We start from the raw sequence: 20,222 nt of genomic DNA, 5'->3' as shown, positions 1-20,222 counted from the left end.
GGGCGGGCGTCCGGGCAGGTGCGGGATACTGGGGGGCGGCCCGGGGTGACCCGGCCTGGAGAAGCAAAGCAGCAGAAGGGCTCGAAGTGACTGAGATCGAGATCGGGCGAGGCAAGCGCGGCCGCCGGGCGTACGCCTTCGACGACATCGCCGTCGTCCCCAGCCGCCGTACGCGTGACCCGAAGGAGGTCTCGATCGCCTGGCAGATCGACGCCTACCGCTTCGAGCTGCCCTTCCTGGCGGCCCCGATGGACAGCGTGGTCTCGCCGCAGCAGGCCATCGCCATCGGCCGCCTCGGCGGTCTCGGTGTGCTCAACCTCGAAGGCCTGTGGACCCGTTACGAGGACCCGCAGCCGCTGCTCGAGGAGATCGCCGCGATCTCCGACGAGGCCGCCGCGACCCGCCGCCTCCAGGAGATCTACTCCGAGCCGATCAAGGCCGAGCTGATCGGGCAGCGCATCAAGGAGGTGCGCGACTCCGGCGTGGTCACCGCCGCCGCGCTCTCCCCGCAGCGCACCGCCGAGTTCTCCAAGGCCGTGGTCGACGCCGGCGTCGACGTCTTCGTCATCCGCGGCACCACGGTCTCCGCCGAGCACGTCTCCTCCGCCGCGGAGCCGCTCAACCTCAAGCAGTTCATCTACGAGCTCGACGTGCCGGTGATCGTCGGCGGCTGCGCCACCTACACCGCCGCGCTGCACCTGATGCGCACCGGCGCGGCCGGCGTGCTGGTCGGCTTCGGCGGCGGCGCCGCGCACACCACCCGCAACGTGCTCGGCATCCAGGTGCCCATGGCCACCGCGGTCGCCGACGTGGCCGCCGCCCGCCGCGACTACATGGACGAGTCCGGCGGCCGCTACGTGCACGTCATCGCGGACGGCGGCGTCGGCTACAGCGGCGACATCGCCAAGGCCGTCGCCTGCGGTGCGGACGCCGTGATGATCGGTGCCGCGCTCGCCCGCGCCACCGACGCCCCCGGCAAGGGCCACCACTGGGGCATGGAGGCCGTCCACGACGACGTGCCGCGCGGCAAGAAGGTCGACCTGGGTACCGTCGGCACCATCGCGGAGATCCTCACCGGCCCGTCCCACACCCCGGACGGCACGATGAACCTCTTCGGTGCGCTGCGCCGCGCCATGGCCACCACCGGCTACTCGGAGCTCAAGGAGTTCCAGCGCGTCGAGGTGACCGTCAACCCGGCGCTGAACCACGGCTGATCCGGTCGGCGCACCTGCGCCTGCGAAGCCCCCGGCCGCTGCGGCCGGGGGCTTCGGCGTACGCGGTGAAGGCCTGTCAGGGGTGGCCCCGGGTGGAGTGATCGTGCAGTCGGGTGGGAGGATTCGTGAACATGTACGAGCCGGTGGGACGACCGACCCGCTCGCGCCAGTGCTTTTTCGGCCACGAACGGGACCCCGGCCGGTTGCCGACCGTCCGAAGCCTGCGGGGCCGATTGGTCCAGGGCCGAAGCGACAGGGGATGATGGACACTTGGCGTTCTGAGCCCCGGGTGGCGCCGCCCGCTGCGGCCCGACGCGCCGTCATGAACACACGGCCAGCAAAACATGGGGGAGCGCACCGATGACGCAGCCGCAGGAGCCCACCGGCCGTCTGCTCGCCGGCCGGTACCGGTTGAGCGAGGTGCTCGGCCGTGGCGGGATGGGCACGGTCTGGCGGGCCGAGGACGAGATGCTCGGCCGGATCGTCGCCGTCAAGGAACTGCGGATGACCGACGCGGTCGACGAGGACGAGAAGCACCGCCTGATCGTCCGGACCCTGCGCGAGGCCAAGGCCACCGCCCGCATCCGGCACACCGCCGCCGTCACCGTCTTCGACGTCGTCGAGGAGGACGAGCGGCCCTGGATCGTCATGGAGCTGGTCGAGTCCCGCTCGCTCGCCGACGTCGTCAAGGACGACGGCCCGCTGAAGCCCGCCCGCGCCGCCGCCATCGCCCTCGACGTCCTGGGCGTGCTCTGCGCGGCCCACGAGCACGGCATCCTGCACCGCGACGTGAAGCCCTCCAACGTGCTGATCGGCGACGACGGCCGGGTGGTGCTCACCGACTTCGGCATCGCCAGCGTCGAGGGCGACACCTCCGTCACCTCCACCGGCATGCTGGTCGGCGCCCCCTCGTACATCTCGCCCGAGCGGGCCAGGGGCAGGAAGCCCGGCCCGCCGGCCGACATGTGGTCGCTCGGCGGCACCCTCTACGCGATGGTCGAGGGCAACCCCCCTTACGACCGCGGCTCGGCGCTCGCCACGCTCACCGCCGTGATGACCGAGGACCTCACCCCGCCGGCGAACGCCGGACCGCTGCGGCCGGTCATCGAGGGGCTGCTGGAGAAGGACCCGGAGAAACGGCTGGACGCCTCCGCGACCCGCGCCATGCTGCGCCGGATCGTCGCCGAGGACACCGCGCGCGCCGAGGCCACCACCCAGCAGGCCGTTCCGCTGGCCGGAACCGGGCGCACCACCGCGGCGCCCGCAGCCGCCTCGGCCGCGGCGACGGCCGCAGCCGCAGCGGCGGCGCCGGCCGCCGCGAAGCAGCCCGCGCCGGCGAAGCCCGCAGCCGCACCGCCGACCGCCCCGCCCGCCGAGCCCAGGCGGGGCGGCGTCGGGACCGTCCGGGTCGGCAGCCGCTCGGCCGAACCGCTGCCGGTCGCCGCCGCTGCCGTGCCGCCGGCCCCGCCGACCGAGCCGATGCCCGCCGTACCCGGAGGGGCGGGCGGGAACGGACGGCAGGGCGGTATCCCGCGCCCGGCCCTGCTGGCCGGCGGCGCGCTGCTGCTCGTCCTGGTGCTGGTCGGCACCGTCCTGCTGATGCGCGACACCGGCGGCGGCAAGCACAAGGCCGGCCGGTCCACCGACTCCGCGGCCTCGGCCTCCGCCCCCGCGACCACCGGCGGCTCGGCGGCCCCGGCCGTCTCCCCGCCGTCCGGCGCGCCCTCCTCCGCGACCCCGGCCTCCCCCTCGGCGAGCGCGCAGGCCCCGGACACCGCCGCCCCGGGCACCCCGGCCCCCGGCACGCCCGCCCCCGGCGGCGACGGCGCCGTCCCGGCGGGCTACCGGACGGTCCGCGACGGCTCCGGCTTCTCGATCGTGCTGCCCGACTGGATGGCCGACAAGGGCCAGGACTACGACGCGACCAGCCGCAAGTTCGAGGGCAACGGGCTCAAGCTGGTGGTCGACTGGAAGGTCGGCGCAGGCGAGAGCGCGCTCGCCGACTGGGAGGCCAGCGAGCGCAGCCAGACCTTCCGCAACTACAAGCGCGTCCAGCTGAAGGGGATCACCTACCGGGGCTGGACCAACGCCGCCGACTGGGAGTGGACGTACGGCAGCAGCGCCACCTACCACTCGCTGAACCGGGGCTTCGTCACCGGCGAGGGCAAGTACGGCTACGCCCTCTACTGGACGAGCACGGACGCGGACTGGAACTCGGCGGCCAACGCGGCGGCCCGCACGACCGGCTTCGCCACCTTCCAGCCGGCCCCCTGACACCCCGACACGCAGGCGGCCCGGACGCGCACCACCGTCCGGGCCCAGGGCGTGTTTTCAAAGGTCATGGGTGCACCACAAGGGGCGACCCAAGCACCTTTGAAGACCCGCCCTGGCGCCGGTCAGCCGATCAGGCGCTGCTTGGCCCGGGTGAACTCCTCGTCGGTGAGCGCACCGGCGGAGTGCAGCGCGGCCAGCCGCTCCAGCTGGTCCAGCAGGTCGGCCGGGGGTGCCGCAGCGGCCGGCGCGGCAGTCTGCGCCTCGGCGGCCAGGCGGCGGGCCTCCGCGGCCGCGGTGCGCACCCGCTCGGCGAACGGCTCGGCCTTCACGACGTCCTCGAAGCGGTGCGCCCCGGTCAGCGCGACCACCTTCAGCACCTCGCCGTTGATCCGGGAGCGGGTCACCGTCACGTCGGTCACCGCGGTCAGCGCAACCGGCACCGGCGGCTTGCCGTCCTTGAGGAAGAGCAGCCGATGGCTGGTCAGCACCAGGGCACCCTTGCGGAAGTGGTCGGGGTGGCGTCCGGCGGTCGCCGCGACGGGCTCCTCGCCCGGTACGGCCCCGGCCTCCACGGTGCGCACGGCCGCGTTCCTGGCGTCCTGGTTGTTGCCGCTGCCGAGCACGTCGAAGGCCACGTCGATCAGATCCGTCCAGTCCATGCTGCGAGCTTATGGTGTGCGGCGACGTACCCTGGCCGGGTCGAGAGGAAGTCGGACATGCAAGCGGCCCCCGGTCAGCTGGTGTCCGGACGGTACCGGGTGACGGACCGTCCGACGGGAGCCGGCCTGCCCGCACAGGACGTGCACACGGGCGCGCCGGTGCTGCTGCACGCCCTCGACCTGCCCGAACTCCTCGTGCCCGGGCAGCTGTACGACGAGCCGGACCCGCGCGAGGGGCACCGGCTCGCCGAGCGGGTCGCGGCCGCCGCCGAACGCGCGCCCCGGCACCCCCGGCTGCTGGTGGAGCCCGGCGCGGCGGCCGAGCAGGGCGTGCTCTGGATCGCGTCCGAGCGCCTCGCGGGCGCGCCGCTCGCCGAACTCGCCGGGGCCGGCCCCGTCCCGCCGTACCGGGTCGCGGAGCTGGCCGCCGACCTCGCCGGCGCCCTGCGCGCCCTGCACGAGGTCGGGACCACCCACGGCAACGTCACCGCCGACGCGGTGACCGTCTGCGAGGACGGTGCGGCGATGCTCGGCGGGCTGCTCCTCGGCACGGCCGAGGAGGCGCTCTGCGAGGAGCTCGGCGGCGGGGTGCCGCACCGGCTGTACGAGGTGCGGGCCGACCTGCTCGGCCCCCGCGCCGAGCGTTGGCCGGCCGACGCCGGCCCGCCCGCCGACTGCTGGGCGCTCGGCGTGCTGCTCTACCGGCTGCTGACCGGCCACGGCCCCTACCCGGAGGGCGACCTGCCGACCCTGCTCGCCGCCGTCCGCGACGGGCGCCGCTACCCGGCCGACGGCTGCGGGCCGCTGCGCGGCCTGGTCGAGGAGCTGCTGGACCTCGGGCCCGAGGCCCGGCCCACCGCGGCCGCCGTCCAGCAGCGCCTGCGCGCCCTGCTGGCGGGCGCCCCGGAGCCGTTCGGGCCGACGGAGGAGACGCCGCTGCTCCCGGTGCCGCGCCCGGCCGGCCCGGTCGTGCCGCACCCCCGCGGGCGGGCCCGGGGCGAGGGCCGGCTGCCGGTGCCGCGCGGGCCGTCCCGGGTGCCGCCGGCGCTGCTCGGCCCGCTGCTCGTCGGCGGGGTGATGCTGGCCCTGCTGGCCGCCCTCGCCGCGGTCGTCCTGACGGCCGGCTGAGGCGGAGCGGCGGCTCCGGGCCCCTTTTTTCGGGCCCCGGCGCAGGGCCGCCTAATCTGTGGTTGGAAGATGTCCGTGCGGTGAGTCTGCGGTGCACCGATACCTCCGTCACGGTGACGGTGGACTGAGTATGGGGGAGCGGTCGCCATGGGCGTGCAGGACCGGTCGACGGAGGGCGCGGACACCGGCCGGGTACTGGCCGGCCGCTACGCACTGGGGGACCGCCTCGGCCGCGGCGGCATGGGCACCGTGTGGCGCGCCCGCGACGAGATGCTCGACCGCGAGGTGGCGGTCAAGGAGCTCACCGTCAGCCACCTGCCCGAGGAGGAGCTGGAGATCCTGCAGTCCCGCATGAAGCGGGAGGCCAGAGCGGCCGCCAGGATCAAGCACCCCGGTGTGATCACCATCCACGACGTCCTGGAGGACGACGGCCGGCCGTGGATCGTCATGGAGCTCGTCGACGGGCGCTCGCTCGCCGACGTGATCAGCCAGGACGGCACGCTGCTCCCGCGCGAGGCCGCCGAGGTCGGCCTGCAGGTGCTCGCCGCACTGCACCGCGGCCACCAGCTCGGCGTGCTGCACCGCGACGTCAAGCCGGCCAACGTGCTGCTGGAGAAGGGCACCGGACGGGTCGTCCTGCTGGACTTCGGCATCGCCACCTTCGAGGGCTCCACCGAGCTCACCCGCCCCGGCGACCTGGTCGGCTCGCCCGACTACCTGGCGCCCGAGCGGGCCCAGGGCGAGCGGCCGGGACCTGCCTCCGACCTGTGGGGCCTCGGCGCCACGCTGTACGCCGCGGTGGAGGGCGAGTCGCCGTTCCGCCGCACCTCCCCGCTGACCACCCTGGCCGCCGTCGTGGGCGACCCGCTGCCGGAGCCCCGCCGGGCCGGTGCGCTCGGCCCGGTGCTGGCCGCGCTGATGACCAAGGACGCGGCCCAGCGGCCGACCGCCGACGAGGCCGCCAGGATGCTCCGCCAGGTGACCGCCGGGCACACCATCGGTATGAAGGCGCAGCCCGGCCCCGCGCACCGGGTGCCGACCCAGCAGGTGCCGGTGGTCGACCGGACGGAGTCGCCCGCGCGCCCGGCCGCCGGAGCCGTCCCGACCGCGCCGACGCTGCCCGTCCCGGACGGTGCCGCACCGGCCGCCGCTGCCGCACCTGCCGCGGCCGTCCCGGGGGCGGCCGTCCCGCCGGTGGAGACGACCCTGCCCGTCGGGCCCGCGGCGGGCGGCGCCGGCAGGCGGGGCCGCCGCACCCGGATCCTGCTGGTCGCCGCGCTCGTCGTCGCCCTGCTGGCCGCCGGCGGCGTGTACGCCTACCAGAACCGCTCCGGCACCGGCGCCACCCCGGACGACGGGAAGAGCACCGGCACCCCGCAGATCACCGTGCCGACGACCGGCCCGTCCGACACCCCCGGCCCGGCGCCCAGCGGCTACAGCTGGAAGCAGGACGCGGCGGGCTTCCGCTTCCCGGTGCCGAACGCCGTCAACGGGAAGCCGTGGCTGCGCTCCACGGACAACAACGAGATCTACTACAGCCCCGACAACAAGGTGCACTACCTGCAGTTCGCGGTGACGGTCGGTCAGCCGCTCACCCCGCTCGAGCACTTCGAGCAGATGGAGGAGAGCATCGCCAAGAACCGGCCCGCCTACCGCCGGGAGAGCCTGAGCGAGATCAAGGTCAACGGCCAGGAGGGCGCGGTCTGGGAGTTCAGCTACCAGTCGCTGGACGGCTCCGGCCGCCGCCACCTCAAGGAGGCGGAGTTCCGCACCGAGGACGGCACCTCCTACGACGTGCTGGTCGCCTCGCCGGAGAAGGACTGGCAGGAGGCGCTGCGCCGCTTCACCATCGTGCTGAACAACTTCTCGGTGGAGCGCTGATCCGGCACGGGGCGTGACCGGACCGCCACGGAAAATGGGTGTTACCGGCGGGTACACATCCGGGCCGGGAGGGCCTAGGCTGCGCTCCATGACGGACACCACGGCAGACACCCAGGCCCGGTCCACCGACGAGGCCGGACGCAACCCCGCCGCCCCCGGCGCCGCCCGCACGGTCGCCTCGGCCGTCACCCCCGCCCTGGTCGCCCGGCTCGCCCGCGGCATCACCGTCGGCGAGGACGCCGAGCTGGTGGTGACCGCCGCCCCGCTCACCGGCGAACCGCTGGCGAGCCTGCCGCAGTCCACCCCGGCCGACGTCGAGGAGGCCTACCGCCGCGCCCGCCGCGCCCAGAAGGCCTGGGCCGCCCTGCCCGTCCGCCGCCGCGGCGCCGTCCTGCTGCGCTTCCACGACCTGCTGCTGGCCCGGCAGGACGAGGTCCTCGACCTGATCCAGGCCGAGACCGGCAAGACCCGGCTGCACGCCTTCGAGGAGGTGCTGGCAGCCGCCTCCGCCGCCCGGCACTACGGCCGCAAGGCCGCCTCCTACCTGCGCGACCGCCGCCGCGGCGGCGCACTGCCGGTGCTCACCCACACCCTGGAGGGCCGCCGCCCCAAGGGCGTGATCGGCCAGATCTCCCCCTGGAACTACCCGCTGGAGCTGTCCGTCAGCGACGCGCTGCCCGCCTTCGCGGCCGGCAACGCCGTGGTCAACAAGCCGGACACGCAGACCGCGCTCACCGCGCTGTGGGCCCGCGAGATCCTCGTCGAGGCCGGCCTGCCCGCCGACCTCTGGCAGATCGTGGTCGGCGACGGCCCGGTGGTCGGCCCGGCCGTGGTCGAGCACGCCGACTACGTCTCCTTCACCGGCTCCACCCGCACCGGCCGCCAGGTCGCGCAGCAGGCCGCCGGCCGCCTGGTCGGCGCCTCCCTGGAGCTCGGCGGCAAGAACGCCCTGCTCGTCCTCGCCGACGCCGACCTCGACCGGGCAGCCGAGGGTGCCGTCCGGGCCTGCTTCTCCTCCGCCGGCCAGCTCTGCATCTCCATCGAGCGGCTGCTTGTGCACCGCTCGGTCGCCGACGAGTTCCTCGCCCGCTTCACCGCCCGCACCAGGGCGCTGCGGCTCGGCGGCGGCCTCGCGTACGGCGCCGACATGGGGTCGCTGGTCTCCGGCCGCCAGCTGGAGACCGTCACCCGGCACGTCGAGGAGGCCGTCAAGGCCGGCGCCACCGTGCTGGCCGGCGGCCGCCCGCGCCCCGACCTCGGCCCGCTGTTCTACGAGCCCACCGTGCTCGACGGCGTCACCCCCGGCATGGCGGTCTGCACCGAGGAGACCTTCGGCCCGGTCGTCTCGGTCTACCGCTTCGACACCGAGGACGAGGCCGTGGAGATCGCCAACTCCACCCCGTACGGCCTGAACTCCAGCGTCTGGACGAAGGACGCCCGGCGCGGCCGTGCCGTCGCCGCCCGGCTGCACACCGGCACCGTCAACGTCAACGAGGCCTACGCCGCCGCCTACGGCTCGGTGGCCTCCCCGATGGGCGGCATGGGCGACTCCGGCCTCGGCCGCCGGCACGGCGCCGAGGGCATCCTGCGCTTCACCGAGGCGCAGACCGTCGCCACCCAGCGGCTGCTGCCGATCGGCCCCTCGCACGGGCTGGACGACGAGCGGTTCGCGGCCCTGCTGACCACCGGCCTCAAGGCCCTCAAGGCCTTCGGTTTCCGGTAGGCCCGCACGCGCCGGGGCGGCCCCCACCCGGCCGCCCGCGCCGGGCCGTACCGCGGACCACCCCCACCCTCGAAGGAGCAGCGGCACCATGGCGGACAACGGCGGATTCGACTACGACGTGCTGGTGGTCGGCTCGGGATTCGGCGGCTCGGTCGCCGCCCTGCGCCTCACCGAGAAGGGCTACCGGGTCTGCGTCCTGGAGGCCGGCCGCCGCTGGTCGGCCGACAGCCTGCCCAAGAACTCCTGGGACCTGCGCAACTACCTGTGGGCGCCCGCCCTCGGCCTGTACGGCATCCAGCGCATCCACCTGCTGAGCAACGTGCTGGTGCTGGCCGGCGCCGGCGTCGGCGGCGGCTCGCTCAACTACGCCAACACCCTGTACGTCCCGCCGAAGCCCTTCTTCGAGGACCGCCAGTGGGGGCACATCACCGACTGGCAGGAGGAGCTCGCCCCGTACTACGACCAGGCGCAGCGGATGCTCGGCGTGCGGCTCAACCCGACCGTCACCGCCGCCGACACCCACCTGAGGACCACCGCCGAGCGGATGGGCGTCGGCGACACCTTCCACCTGGCCCCGGTCGGCGTCTTCTTCGGCGACGGCAAGGACTCCGACGGCAGCTGCTCCGCCGCCCCCGGCGGCGAGGTGCCGGACCCGTACTTCGGCGGCGCCGGCCCCGCCCGCCGGGCCTGCACCGAGTGCGGGGAGTGCATGACCGGCTGCCGGCACGGCGCCAAGAACATGCTGATCGAGAACTACCTCTACCTGGCAGAGCAGGCCGGGGCCGAGGTACGGCCGCTGACCACCGTGACCGGCCTCACCGAGGACGCCGACGGCGGGTTCTCCGTCACCACCGTCGCCACCGACCGCCGCCGCAAGGGCCCGCGCGCCGTGCTGCGCGCCCGCCAGGTCGTCCTGGCGGCCGGCACCTACGGCACCCAGACGCTGCTGCACACCATGCGCGACACCGGCCGGCTGCCGCGGATCTCCGCCAAGCTCGGCTTCCTGACCCGCACCAACTCGGAGTCGCTGGTCGGCGCGCTCACCGACAACCGCCGCTACCGGCGGAAGACCGGCGCGGACAAGGCCGACTTCACCCGGGGTGTGGCCATCACGTCCTCGATCCACCCGAACGAGAACACCCACATCGAGCCGGTCCGCTACGGCAAGGGCTCCAACGCCATGGGCCTGATGACCATCCTGCAGTTCCCGCACCGCCGCTCCAACCTGCTGTCCTACCTGGCCACCACCGTCCGCCACCCGGTGCTGTCGGCCCGCAACCTGTCCAAGTACCGCTGGTCGGAGCGGACGATCATCGGCCTGGTCATGCAGTCGCTGGACAACTCGCTGACCACCTTCCGCAAGCCGAAGGGCCTCGGCCGCGGCCTGCTCACCGCGAAGCAGGGCCACGGCGCACCCAACCCGGAGCACATCCCCGAGGGCGAGGAGGCCGCGCGCATCCTCGCCGACGAGATCAACGGCTTCGCCGGCACCAACATCGGCGAACTGATGCGGATGCCGATGACCGCGCACTTCCTCGGCGGCTGCCCGATCGGCGAGGACGCCGAGCACGGCGTCATCGACCCCTACCACCGGCTGTACGGGCACCCCGGCATCCACGTGGTGGACGGCGCCGCCGTCTCCGCGAACCTGGGCGTCAACCCCTCGCTGACGATCACCGCCCAGGCCGAGCGCGCCATGTCGCTCTGGCCGAACAACGGCGACGCCGACCAGCGGCCCGCCCAGGGCGGGGCCTACCGCCGGGTGGCCGCCGTCGAGCCCAAGCAGCCGGCCGTCCCCGCCGGGGCCTTCGGTGCGCTGCGGCTGCCCCTGCTGCCCGTCCCGACGGTGCCGGCCCGCAAGGACCCGGCCCGGCCGGCGGCCGATTGACACCCCTCCGCCCCCGGTGGGAGAACGGTGTTTCCGACCGTCGGGCGGGGGACTTGGGGGAGCGCCATGCCGATCTGCACGGGCTGCGGGGCGGCCTCGGCGGGGTGGGCGCGCAGCTGCGCCGCCTGCGGCCGGACCTTTCCGCCCGCCCGCTCCGACGACGGCCACCGGGCCGGCGCGGCCGGACGGATCGGTGAGATCGGCGAGGTCGGCGAGGCCGTGGAGACCGCGCCGGACGGCCGCTGGGGCCTGGGCGTCCCGTACCGCCCGGAGCGGCCCTGGGCGGCCGCGGGCAGCAGGCTGCTCGCCGACTGGCTGCCCGCGCTGAAGGCCGTCGCCGCCCCGACCGGCCTGCTGGTGGCCGCGGCCGTACTGCTGGCCCTGCCCGAGCACCTGCTGTGGCCCGTCACCGCCGAGTACGGAGACCGCCTGCGCGCCTCGCTGGCCCTGGTACTGACGGCGTTCGGTGCACCGCTGCGCCTGCAGGCGGGCCCCGGCGCCGACCTGTGGACACCGGGGCCCGGCCTCCAGCTGCGGGTCGTGCCGCTGCTGGTCGGCGCCGGCTGGCTCGCCCTGCTCGGGCTCGGCCTGCGGGCCCGGCGGCGTGCGAACGGCCCTGCCGACGCCGGGTCGGTGCTCGCCGAGTCGGCGCGGACGGCGGCCGCGGCCGCGGCCGGCGCCCTGCTGCTGGGCGCCGTCGGCCGGGTCACCCTGCTGCCGAAGGGGGCCGGTCCGCAGGAGGGCGGCGCGACGGTCGAGCCGGGGCTGCTGACCGCCGCCGCCGGTGCGGCGCTGGCCGCCGCCCTGCTCGCCGCGGCCGTGCACGGCTCCGGCCCGGTGCGGGCCTGGTTCGCGCGGCACGCCGTGCTGCACGGCCTGCCGGGCGCGGCCCGGGCGACCGGCCTCGCGCTGGCGGGCACGCTGGGTGCGGCCGGCGCCGCCGTGCTCGTCCTGGCCGCGGTGCTGCCGCAGGCGCCGCCGGTGTGGGTGTGCCTCCCGCTGGCGGTCAACGGCGGACTGTTCCTGCTCGCCCTCGGTTCGGGCGCCGTCCTGCAGTTCCGCGACCGCGGCCCGGGGGCCGGCTGGGAGCGCGAGCTGTCGCTGTTCGACCCGGACGGGACGGCCGGGCCCTGGCCGTGGGCGGTGCTGCTCGCGGCGGCGGGCGCGCTGCTGCTGGCCCGGTCGGTGCACCGGCAGCGGCTCGGCCCGGCGGACCGGCTGACGGCGGCGGCGCTGTACGCCTGCGCGCTCACCGCCCTCGACGCCGTGGCGGGGCTGTCGGTCCGTTCCGCGGCGGCGCCGGGCGGTGACGCCGGGGCCTCCTGGGCGATTGCGGCCGACACCGCCCTGATCGCCCATCTGCTCTGGGCGGCGGTCGGAGCACTCCTGCTGCCGCCGATCTTCGCCCGGCTGCGACCGGCGCACGGGGAACCGCCCGCGCCGGCGCACGGCCCGGCCGACACGCCCCCGCCGCTCGGGCCCGCGGTGCCCTTCGGGGGAGAGGTCCTGGACTCGCACCGGGACCGGCACCGCACCTGATCGGTCGCCCGGGTCCGGACAGGGCAAAGGGCCCCGCGGGGGAACGGGGCCCTTTGTCGTTCAGCACGCGGCGTCAGGGCTGCGCCGGGTGCTGGGGTGACGGCGCCGGGGGAAGTGCGCCGTCGTGTCGAATGGCTTGGGAACGGCGGCAGGTCGCCCGGTGGTGTACGGGCCCCGCCGCGTGCGCGGGCCGGGTCGGCCCCTCACGGAGCGTGAGGTGATAACCGTTGTCGTCGCCGGGCCGCGGACTCTCCGCAGCACCGGCCGCGCCGCCCTCGCGAGGCGGTCGGCCAACCCCCACAACCAGCATCGTGATGGACGGAAGCCGTACTGTGCAACCGATTCGGCGCAGTTCGACAGAGTCCGTTTCCCGTTGGTGATCCCTCCGTCCCTCCGGCCGGCGGGGCGGCGCGGGTGCCGCCCCGCCGGGGCCGGGCGGGAGTGTCGACTACGCTGCGTAGTAGTTGCAAGCAGGGGCGCACAGGGGCGTGCACAGGGCGGCCGAAGGGTGGGACGGGGCGGCCGAGGAGTGGTACGGCCCGTGGGTACGGGCGGGGCGCAGATGTGCCCGAGAGGCGGGGAGGTCGGCGCCGGCGCCGACCTCCCCGCCCCGACGGTCCGTTCCGGTCGCGGCCGGGGTCGCTGTCCCCTGCTGCCCGGCAGCCGCACCGCCGCGCGGTCCCACGGCGGGCCGTCGGCCCGCCACGCGCGGGGGTGGACCGGATCGGGTCCACGCGTGGTCCTGCCGACCGTCCGGTGCGGCCCGAGCCTGGCGGGTTCGGTGCGGTCCGTACGGTCATGCGGTGCAACGATTCGCCTGACGGCCGGTCACGGCCGCGGCGGTCGGCAAGCGGGTGAACCGCCGACCTGTGGGCGCAGAAGGGGCGTCGGAACGGCGGCCCGGCCGCCGGGCGGTCCGAGCGTTCGAGCCGCCCCGGTAGACTCGGCTGCAGACACTCCCCACACCCGCCGGAAGGCCGTCCGTGTCCTCTGCTTCCCCGGACCAGTCCGCAACCGAGAACGACACCGTCCTGGTCGTCGACTTCGGTGCCCAGTACGCCCAGCTCATCGCCCGCCGGGTGCGTGAGGCCCGGGTCTACAGCGAGATCGTGCCGAGCACCATGCCGGTCGCCGAGATGCTCGCCAAGAACCCGAAGGCGATCATCCTCTCCGGCGGGCCGTCCTCGGTCTACGAGGAGGGCGCGCCGCGGCTCGACCGTGCGCTGTTCGAGGCCGGTGTCCCGGTCTTCGGCATGTGCTACGGCTTCCAGCTGATGGCGATCACGCTCGACGGCACCGTCGACAACACCGGTGCCCGTGAGTACGGCCGCACCCCGCTGACCGTCAGCCGCACCGGCTCCACCCTGTTCGAGGGCGTCCCGGCGCAGCACTCGGTGTGGATGTCGCACGGCGACGCCTGCTCGGCCGCGCCCGAGGGCTTCACCGTCACCGCCTCCACCGACGTGGTCCCGGTCGCCGCCTTCGAGAACGACGACCTCAAGCTGTACGGCGTCCAGTACCACCCCGAGGTGCTGCACTCCGACCACGGCCAGCAGATCCTCGAGCACTTCCTGTACCGCGGCGCGGGCATCGCGCCGGACTGGACGACGCACAACGTCGTCGACGAGCAGGTCGCGCTGATCCGCGCGCAGGTCGGCGACAAGCGCGCCATCTGCGGCCTGTCCGGCGGTGTGGACTCCGCAGTCGCCGCCGCCCTGGTCAACAAGGCCATCGGCGACCGGCTGACCTGCGTGTACGTCGACCACGGCCTGATGCGCAAGGGCGAGACCGAGCAGGTCGAGAAGGACTTCGTCGCCGCCACCGGCGTGCAGCTGAAGGTCGTCGACGCCAAGGAGCGCTTCCTGACCGCGCTGGCCGGGGTCAGCGACCCGGAGCAGAAGCGCAAGATCATCGGCCGGGAGTTCATCCGGGTCTTCGAGCAGGCGCAGGCCGAGATCGTCGCCGAGGCCGGCGAGCACGGCGAGTCGGTGGAGTTCCTCGTCCAGGGCACCCTGTACCCGGACGTGGTGGAGTCCGGCGGCGGCACCGGCACCGCGAACATCAAGTCGCACCACAACGTCGGCGGCCTGCCGGAGGACCTCCAGTTCCAGCTGGTCGAGCCGCTGCGCAAGCTGTTCAAGGACGAGGTCCGGATGGTCGGCCAGGAGCTCGGCCTGCCCGGGGAGATCGTCCAGCGCCAGCCGTTCCCCGGCCCGGGCCTCGGCATCCGGATCGTCGGCGAGGTCACCGAGGAGCGTCTGGACCTGCTCCGCGAGGCCGACGCCATCGCCCGCGAGGAGCTCACCGCGGCCGGCCTCGACGGCCAGATCTGGCAGTGCCCGGTCGTGCTGCTCGCCGACGTCCGCAGCGTCGGCGTCCAGGGCGACGGCCGCACCTACGGCCACCCGATCGTGCTGCGCCCGGTCTCGTCCGAGGACGCCATGACCGCCGACTGGTCGCGCCTGCCCTACGACGTGCTGGCGAAGATCTCCACCCGGATCACCAACGAGGTCCGCGACGTGAACCGCGTCGTGCTGGACGTCACCAGCAAGCCGCCGGGCACCATCGAGTGGGAGTGATCCCGCCGGCCGATCGAACGGCCGATTGAACAACCGCGCCGCCGCTTCCGTACCAGGGAGTGGCGGCGCGGCTGTGCACGCCGCCGGACCTGCCGCGGAAGTCGAGCGGCAACGGGCAGAATCGGACCGGACCTGTCAGCAGTTGACAGGCCGTGAGGGAAGGGCGACGGCATGACCGGGGCGCACGACGGACACGGACGGCCCGACGGCACCGCTCGGCACTCGCCGTCACCGCACACCCCCTCCCGCCGCGAGGAGTGGAAGCGCACCGCCACGCGGTACGCGACCCTGCCGCTGCGGTTGTTCCTCGGCGTCACCTTCGTGTACGCCGCGTTCGACAAGCTCTCCGACTCCCACTACCTGGCCGGGGCGGGCGACGCCGCCTCCTTCGTCTCGCAGACCCAGGCCGCCAAGGAGAGCAGTCCGATCGGCTGGGCACTGGGCCCCGCGCTCCAGGCGCCGACCTTCTTCGCCCTGCTGATCGCCTTCGGCGAGCTCGCCGTCGGCCTCGGCACCCTGTTCGGGCTCTGGGGCAGACTCGCCGCGGCCGGCGGCGCCGTGATCAACCTGACGCTGTTCCTCACCGTCAGCTGGAACGTCTCGCCCTACTACCTCGGCAACGACCTCGCCTACCTGATGGCCTGGACGCCGCTGGTGCTGGCCGGCACCCCGTACCTGTCCGTCGACGGCTACCTCGCCCGGCGCGCCGAACGGGACCGCCTGCGCGGCCTGCCCGAGGGCGCCGTCCGCCGGCGGGCACTGCTCGACGGCGGGATCGCCGCCGTCGCCCTCGGCGGCGCCGGGCTGCTCGCCGGCTCGCTCACCGCCACCTTCGGCCGCGACCGCAAGGCCGTCGCCGACAGCCCGGCCACACCCTCGACGCCCGGCTCCACCAACCCGGCCCCGGCCGGCAGCCCGAGCGGCTCGCCCACCGGCGGCAGCAAGGTCACGGTGGCCGCCAAGGACGTCCCCGTCGGCGGATCGGCCCAGGTCAAGGACCCGGCCACCGGGGACGCCGTCTACATCGTGCAGCCCACCACCGGGCAGTACTGCGGCTTCTCCGCGATCTGCACCCACTCCGGCTGCACCGTCGACGCCCCGCGCGACGGCCGGATGTACTGCCCGTGCCACGGCTCCCGCTTCGACGCCAGGACCGGCGCGGTGGTCAACGGCCCGGCCACCAAGCCGCTCCCCAAGTACACCGTGACCAAGAGCGGCGACCGGCTGGAGCTGGGCCCGCAGCAGGCCTGAGCCGCGCGGCCCGCAGGCTCCCCGCCCCTCACGGCTCCCGGGGCGGGGAGGGCGGCGGCAGCTCGCCGCCCCGGCCCCGCCGGGCGACCGCCGCCACCGCTCCGGCCAGGCCGGCCGCCCCGAGGCCGATCAGCGCCACCGGGATGACGATCCGGCCGTTCACCGTCCGGTCGTTCAGCGACGCCACCAGGTAGACCGCGGCGACCACCGTGAACAGCGTTCCCGAGATCAGCGAGAACAGGTCGAGCCGGTGCTTCCTCATGCCTGGGCCACCTTGATGTCTCCGAGCCCGACCGTCAGCGTGAGGTCGAGCTTCCCGCGGGAGGCCGTCCCGCTCGGCGGGTGCAGCGTGTACGTGTGGTTGTTGTTGGTGCCGGACAGGTGCTCCCCGTTCGGCAGCCGGATGTCCCCGGCCAGGTTGCGCACGGTCAGTTCGACGTCGACGTCCTGCCGCAGCAGCACCTTCAGGTCGCCCGCGCCCAGCCGGACGGAGCTGGTCAGCGTCGCGCCGGCCGGGTCCAGCCCGGTCAGGTCGAGGGTGGCGTCGCCCGCCCCCAGGTCGTAGTGCTCCTGCAGCGCCGCGGCGCTCACCGGTGCCCAGGTGCGGTCGCCCACCCCGGCGTGCAGGGCCGCACCGGAACCGCCCGCCGCCGCCAGCACCAGGGTCAGCAGCAGCGCCGGGACGGCCAGCCCGCGGGCCCGCCCGAACTTGGCGCCGACCAGCTGCACCAGGCCCAGCGCCAGCAGCGCCGCCGCCAGCACCGTCGCGATGCGCACCGGCTCGCCCTGCCGGTCGGCCAGCCACCAGGCCAGCGCACCCGCACCGGCCGCCAGCAGCACCCCGACCCCGCCGAGGCCCGCCCCGCCGTGCCGCCCGTGCCGCTGCACGGCCGCCGGCCGCGGGGGCTCGGGCGGCCCGGTCGGTGCCTTGCGCAGCGGATCGCCCTCCGGCAGGTCCGTCCGCTGCCACCAGGCCTGCGCCGGCACCCCCGGCGGCGGGGTCTGTGCGCCGTACGGATTGCGCTCCGGGTGCCGCGGGTCCCACAGGTACCCGCTCGGGCCGGGCGGCGGAGTGTCCTGCGGGACCCGGCCGGCCGCGCGGTCCCGGGCGTGCTGCGCGGCGTGGTCCTCGCGGACGGCGCGCAGCTTCTCGTGCATCTCCGCCTTGCGGGCCTGCCACTCCGCCTGGAAGTCCTCGCCGAACCGGCGCTGCCAGGTCTTCCAGTCCAGCTGCTCGACCGGCTCCTCCAGCCGGTCGTACGGGCCGTCCTGGCCCTGCGGGGCCCCACCGCCCCGGGCCCGGCGGCGCCGCTCCGGATCGTGGCGGACCGCCAGGAACACCAGGCCGCCGAGCAGCAGCAGCGGGAAGAGCTGCCCGCCGTCGCCCATCGAGGAGAAGAACACCCCGGTGCCGATCACCGTCAGCAGCACCGCGCCGATCGACTGCCCGTCCACCCGGCCGGTCAGCACCCGCTGCAGCTCCGTCCGCCCCGGCTCCCCCTCGACCGGCTCGCGCGGCACGATCAGCCACGCCAGGCCGTACAGGAACAGGCCGAGGCCGCCCGACAGGCAGAGCACCGCGACGACCACCCGGAACACCACCGGGTCGATGTCGAGGTGGCGGCCGAGCCCGCCGCACACGCCGGCCACCACCCGGTGCTGCCCGCTGCGGGTCAGCGGCGGGCGCTGCGCCGCGGGCGGCGGGGTGTCCCCGGCCGGTGCGTCGGCGGCGGTGTCGGCCTGCGCGGCCGTGCTCTGCTCGTCGGTCATGGCACCATCCTGGTGGCTGCCGGGCCCGCGCCCAACCGCCCGTAGCCCCGGACGGACCCTGATCTGTCCCTGAGGGACTTCCGGGGCCGACCCTGATGCACCGCCACCGCTTGACATGAGACCGTCTGTGGCGTGGCAGCACCCGGCAGCGAGACCCAACACAGCGAATCCGATGCCCCGACCGTCCCCGGCGGGCCGGCCGACCCGCCCTACCGCCGGCTGTACCGCAGCCCGCACGGGCGGATGCTCGGCGGTGTGGCGCACGGGCTGGCCGTCCACCTCGGGCTGCCCGTCAGCTGGGTCCGCGGTGCCTTCGTGCTGCTCTTCTTCGCCCAGGGCATCGGCGCGCTGCTGTACGCCGCGTTCTGGTTCGTGGTGCCGATCGGCATCGGCGAGCCCGCCCCCGGCGCGGCCACGCAGTGGGCCTACGTCAACGGCTCCTTCGTCCGGGTCGGCGCCGGAACGAGGGCCGAGGGGCCGACCAAGCGCGAGCGCCGCGGCCTCGGCCGCCTGCGCGACGTGCTCCAGCGGACCTTCCACGGCCTGCCCGCCGACGCCCCCGCCCCGCAGGCCGGTGCCGCCGCCCCGCCCGCCGGCGGTCGGCGCACCGGAGGGATAGGCCAGCTCCTCGCCCTGCTGATGCTGGTCGTCGGCATCGTCGCCCTGCTGAACGCCCTGCACATCCAGACCGCCAAGCCGTACGTGTGGCCGCTGCTGACCGTCGGCGTCGGCGTCGCCCTGGTCTGGCGGCAGGCCGACGACTCCCGCTGGCAGCGCTGGTTCGGCCTGGACGAGGGGTCGAAGCGGCGCAGCGCCTTCGCCCGGGTCGGCGCCGGTGTGCTGCTGGTCGTGGCCGGCATCGTCGGCTTCCTCATCCTGCAGGGCAGCGGGTCCACGGTGGCCTCGGTCGTCGAGGCCTCGCTCGCGGTGCTGGCCGGCATGCTCGTCCTGGTCGGCCCGTACGCGCTGCGCATGTGGCAGGACCTCGGCGCCGAGCGCACCGCCCGCATCCGCGCCCAGGAGCGCGCCGAGATCGCCGCGCACGTGCACGACTCGGTGCTGCACACCCTCACCCTGATCCAGCGCAGGGCGGAGGACCCGAAGGAGGTGCTGCGCCTCGCCCGCGCCCAGGAGCGCGAGCTGCGGCTGTGGCTGTACCGCCCGGAGGCGGTCGCCGAGTCCGCGCCGGACACCCTCGCCGAGCACATCAGGGCCGTGGTCGCCGAGGTCGAGGACCGGCACGGGGTGGCCGTGGAGCTGGTCTGCGTCGGCGACTGCCCGATGGACGAGCGGATCGCGGCGCAGATGCAGGCCGCGAGGGAGGCGATGGTCAACGCGGCCAAGTACGGTGGCGGGGGACCGGTCCAGGTCTACGCGGAGGTGGAGGGGAGGACGGTGTCGGTGTTCGTCCGCGACCACGGCCCCGGCTTCGACCCCGACGCGGTGCCCGAGGACCGGATGGGCGTGCGGGAGTCGATCGTCGGCCGGATGAAGCGCAACGGCGGCACCGCACGGGTGCGGCCGGCGGCGGGCGGCGGCACCGAGGTCGAGCTGGAGATGGAGAGGGCAGATGACTGACGCAGGGGGAACCGTGCCGGAGCGCACCGCGCGCGTCGTCCTGGTGGACGACCACCGGATGTTCCGCACCGGTGTGCGGGCCGAGATCGGCCGTACCGAGACCACGGGGATCGACGTGGTGGGCGAGGCCGACGACGTCGAGTCGGCGGTGCAGGTCGTCGCCGAGACCCGGCCGGACGTCGTACTGCTCGACGTCCACCTGCCCGGCGGTGGCGGCGTCGAGGTGCTGCGCCGCTCCGCGCCGCTGATGGGCGAGCAGGGCGGGGTGCGCTTCCTGGCGCTGTCCGTTTCCGACGCCGCCGAGGACGTGATCGGCGTGATCCGCGGCGGTGCCCGCGGCTACGTCACCAAGACCATCACCGGCACCGACCTGGTGAACGCGATCTTCCGGATCGCCGACGGCGACGCCGTCTTCTCGCCGCGCCTCGCCGGGTTCGTGCTGGACGCCTTCGCGGCCACCGACACCCCGCCCGTCGACGAGGACCTCGACCGGCTGACCCAGCGCGAGCGCGAGGTGCTGCGGCTGATCGCCCGCGGCTACGCGTACAAGGAGATCGCCAAGCAGCTGTTCATCTCGGTGAAGACGGTGGAGAGCCACGTCTCCGCGGTGCTGCGCAAGCTGCAGCTGAGCAACCGGCACGAGCTGACCCGCTGGGCGACCGCCCGCCGCCTGGTCTGACCGCGGCGGGGCTCCCGGCACGGCGGCCGCCCGGGGCGTGACGAGCATCACGTCGGCCC

General features: G+C 75.0%; 14 protein-coding genes and 1 pseudogene. 12 read left to right on the top strand and 3 right to left on the bottom strand.

Translation table 11 applies throughout. The annotated features are described in order from the left end of the window. Window positions 1-86: 86 nt before the first annotated feature. Window positions 87-1,214: a GuaB3 family IMP dehydrogenase-related protein gene (locus ACQ614_RS14735; protein ID WP_363491886.1), complete on the top strand. Its 1,128-nt coding sequence runs from the start codon at window positions 87-89 to the stop codon at window positions 1,212-1,214. Between the two features lie 360 nt (window positions 1,215-1,574). Next, complete coding sequence (locus tag ACQ614_RS14730) at window positions 1,575-3,488, top strand: protein kinase domain-containing protein (RefSeq protein WP_431679050.1); 1,914 nt, start codon at window positions 1,575-1,577, stop codon at window positions 3,486-3,488. Window positions 3,489-3,610: 122 nt separating this feature from the next. On the opposite strand, the gene ACQ614_RS14725 is transcribed toward ACQ614_RS14730, so the two are convergent. Further along, on the bottom strand, window positions 3,611-4,147 hold the full coding sequence (locus ACQ614_RS14725; RefSeq protein WP_363491884.1) for an SHOCT domain-containing protein: 537 nt from the start codon (window positions 4,145-4,147) through the stop codon (window positions 3,611-3,613). Window positions 4,148-4,204: 57 nt separating this feature from the next. On the opposite strand from ACQ614_RS14725, the gene ACQ614_RS14720 reads away from it, so the two are divergent. The 8 genes and pseudogenes from ACQ614_RS14720 to ACQ614_RS14685 all read left to right on the top strand — a co-directional run bounded on the left by ACQ614_RS14720 (window position 4,205) and on the right by ACQ614_RS14685 (window position 16,136). After that, on the top strand, window positions 4,205-5,275 hold the full coding sequence (locus ACQ614_RS14720) for a hypothetical protein (protein ID WP_431679049.1): 1,071 nt from the start codon (window positions 4,205-4,207) through the stop codon (window positions 5,273-5,275). A 147-nt stretch (window positions 5,276-5,422) separates the two neighbouring features. Then, entirely contained in the window at window positions 5,423-7,156 is a 1,734-nt protein-coding gene (locus ACQ614_RS14715; RefSeq protein ID WP_431679048.1) for a serine/threonine-protein kinase, read from the top strand. 88 nt (window positions 7,157-7,244) lie between these two features. Continuing rightward, window positions 7,245-8,879, top strand: coding sequence for a succinic semialdehyde dehydrogenase (locus ACQ614_RS14710; protein WP_431679047.1), 1,635 nt, complete (start codon window positions 7,245-7,247; stop codon window positions 8,877-8,879). A gap of 88 nt (window positions 8,880-8,967) precedes the next feature. Next, window positions 8,968-10,767, top strand: a complete 1,800-nt coding sequence (locus ACQ614_RS14705) for a GMC oxidoreductase (protein ID WP_431679046.1) — start codon at window positions 8,968-8,970, stop codon at window positions 10,765-10,767. 66 nt (window positions 10,768-10,833) lie between these two features. Continuing rightward, on the top strand, window positions 10,834-12,306 hold the full coding sequence (locus ACQ614_RS14700) for a hypothetical protein (protein ID WP_431679045.1): 1,473 nt from the start codon (window positions 10,834-10,836) through the stop codon (window positions 12,304-12,306). A gap of 983 nt (window positions 12,307-13,289) precedes the next feature. Beyond that, window positions 13,290-14,885 (top strand): glutamine-hydrolyzing GMP synthase, encoded by a 1,596-nt coding sequence (guaA, locus tag ACQ614_RS14695; protein WP_431679044.1) that lies wholly within the window; start codon window positions 13,290-13,292, stop codon window positions 14,883-14,885. A 261-nt stretch (window positions 14,886-15,146) separates the two neighbouring features. After that, window positions 15,147-15,605: pseudogene (locus ACQ614_RS14690) on the top strand (DoxX family protein); the annotation flags it as partial. A gap of 231 nt (window positions 15,606-15,836) precedes the next feature. Next, complete coding sequence (locus ACQ614_RS14685) at window positions 15,837-16,136, top strand: ubiquinol-cytochrome c reductase iron-sulfur subunit (protein ID WP_431683928.1); 300 nt, start codon at window positions 15,837-15,839, stop codon at window positions 16,134-16,136. A 28-nt stretch (window positions 16,137-16,164) separates the two neighbouring features. On the opposite strand, the gene ACQ614_RS14680 is transcribed toward ACQ614_RS14685, so the two are convergent. Together ACQ614_RS14680 and ACQ614_RS14675 are read right to left on the bottom strand one after the other, a co-directional pair. Beyond that, window positions 16,165-16,398, bottom strand: coding sequence for a hypothetical protein (locus ACQ614_RS14680; protein WP_363491876.1), 234 nt, complete (start codon window positions 16,396-16,398; stop codon window positions 16,165-16,167). Continuing rightward, window positions 16,395-17,906, bottom strand: a complete 1,512-nt coding sequence (locus ACQ614_RS14675) for a PspC domain-containing protein (RefSeq protein ID WP_431679043.1) — start codon at window positions 17,904-17,906, stop codon at window positions 16,395-16,397. Before ACQ614_RS14675 ends, ACQ614_RS14680 begins: the two co-directional genes overlap by 4 nt. 219 nt (window positions 17,907-18,125) lie before the next feature. On the opposite strand from ACQ614_RS14675, the gene ACQ614_RS14670 reads away from it, so the two are divergent. Further along, the gene (locus ACQ614_RS14670) at window positions 18,126-19,484 is read left to right on the top strand and encodes an ATP-binding protein (protein WP_431683927.1); all 1,359 of its coding nucleotides are present in this window, start codon (window positions 18,126-18,128) and stop codon (window positions 19,482-19,484) included. Continuing rightward, window positions 19,477-20,163, top strand: a complete 687-nt coding sequence (locus tag ACQ614_RS14665; RefSeq protein ID WP_363491872.1) for a response regulator transcription factor — start codon at window positions 19,477-19,479, stop codon at window positions 20,161-20,163. The genes ACQ614_RS14670 and ACQ614_RS14665 overlap by 8 nt, the downstream gene beginning before the upstream one ends. The last annotated feature ends 59 nt before the right edge of the window (window positions 20,164-20,222 follow it).

Source organism: Kitasatospora dryopteridis, from assembly GCF_050749075.1.
Lineage (GTDB): Bacteria > Actinomycetota > Actinomycetes > Streptomycetales > Streptomycetaceae > Kitasatospora.
The sequence above is the reverse complement of the archived record's forward strand: the minus strand, read 5'-3'. Positions and strand labels throughout refer to the sequence as shown.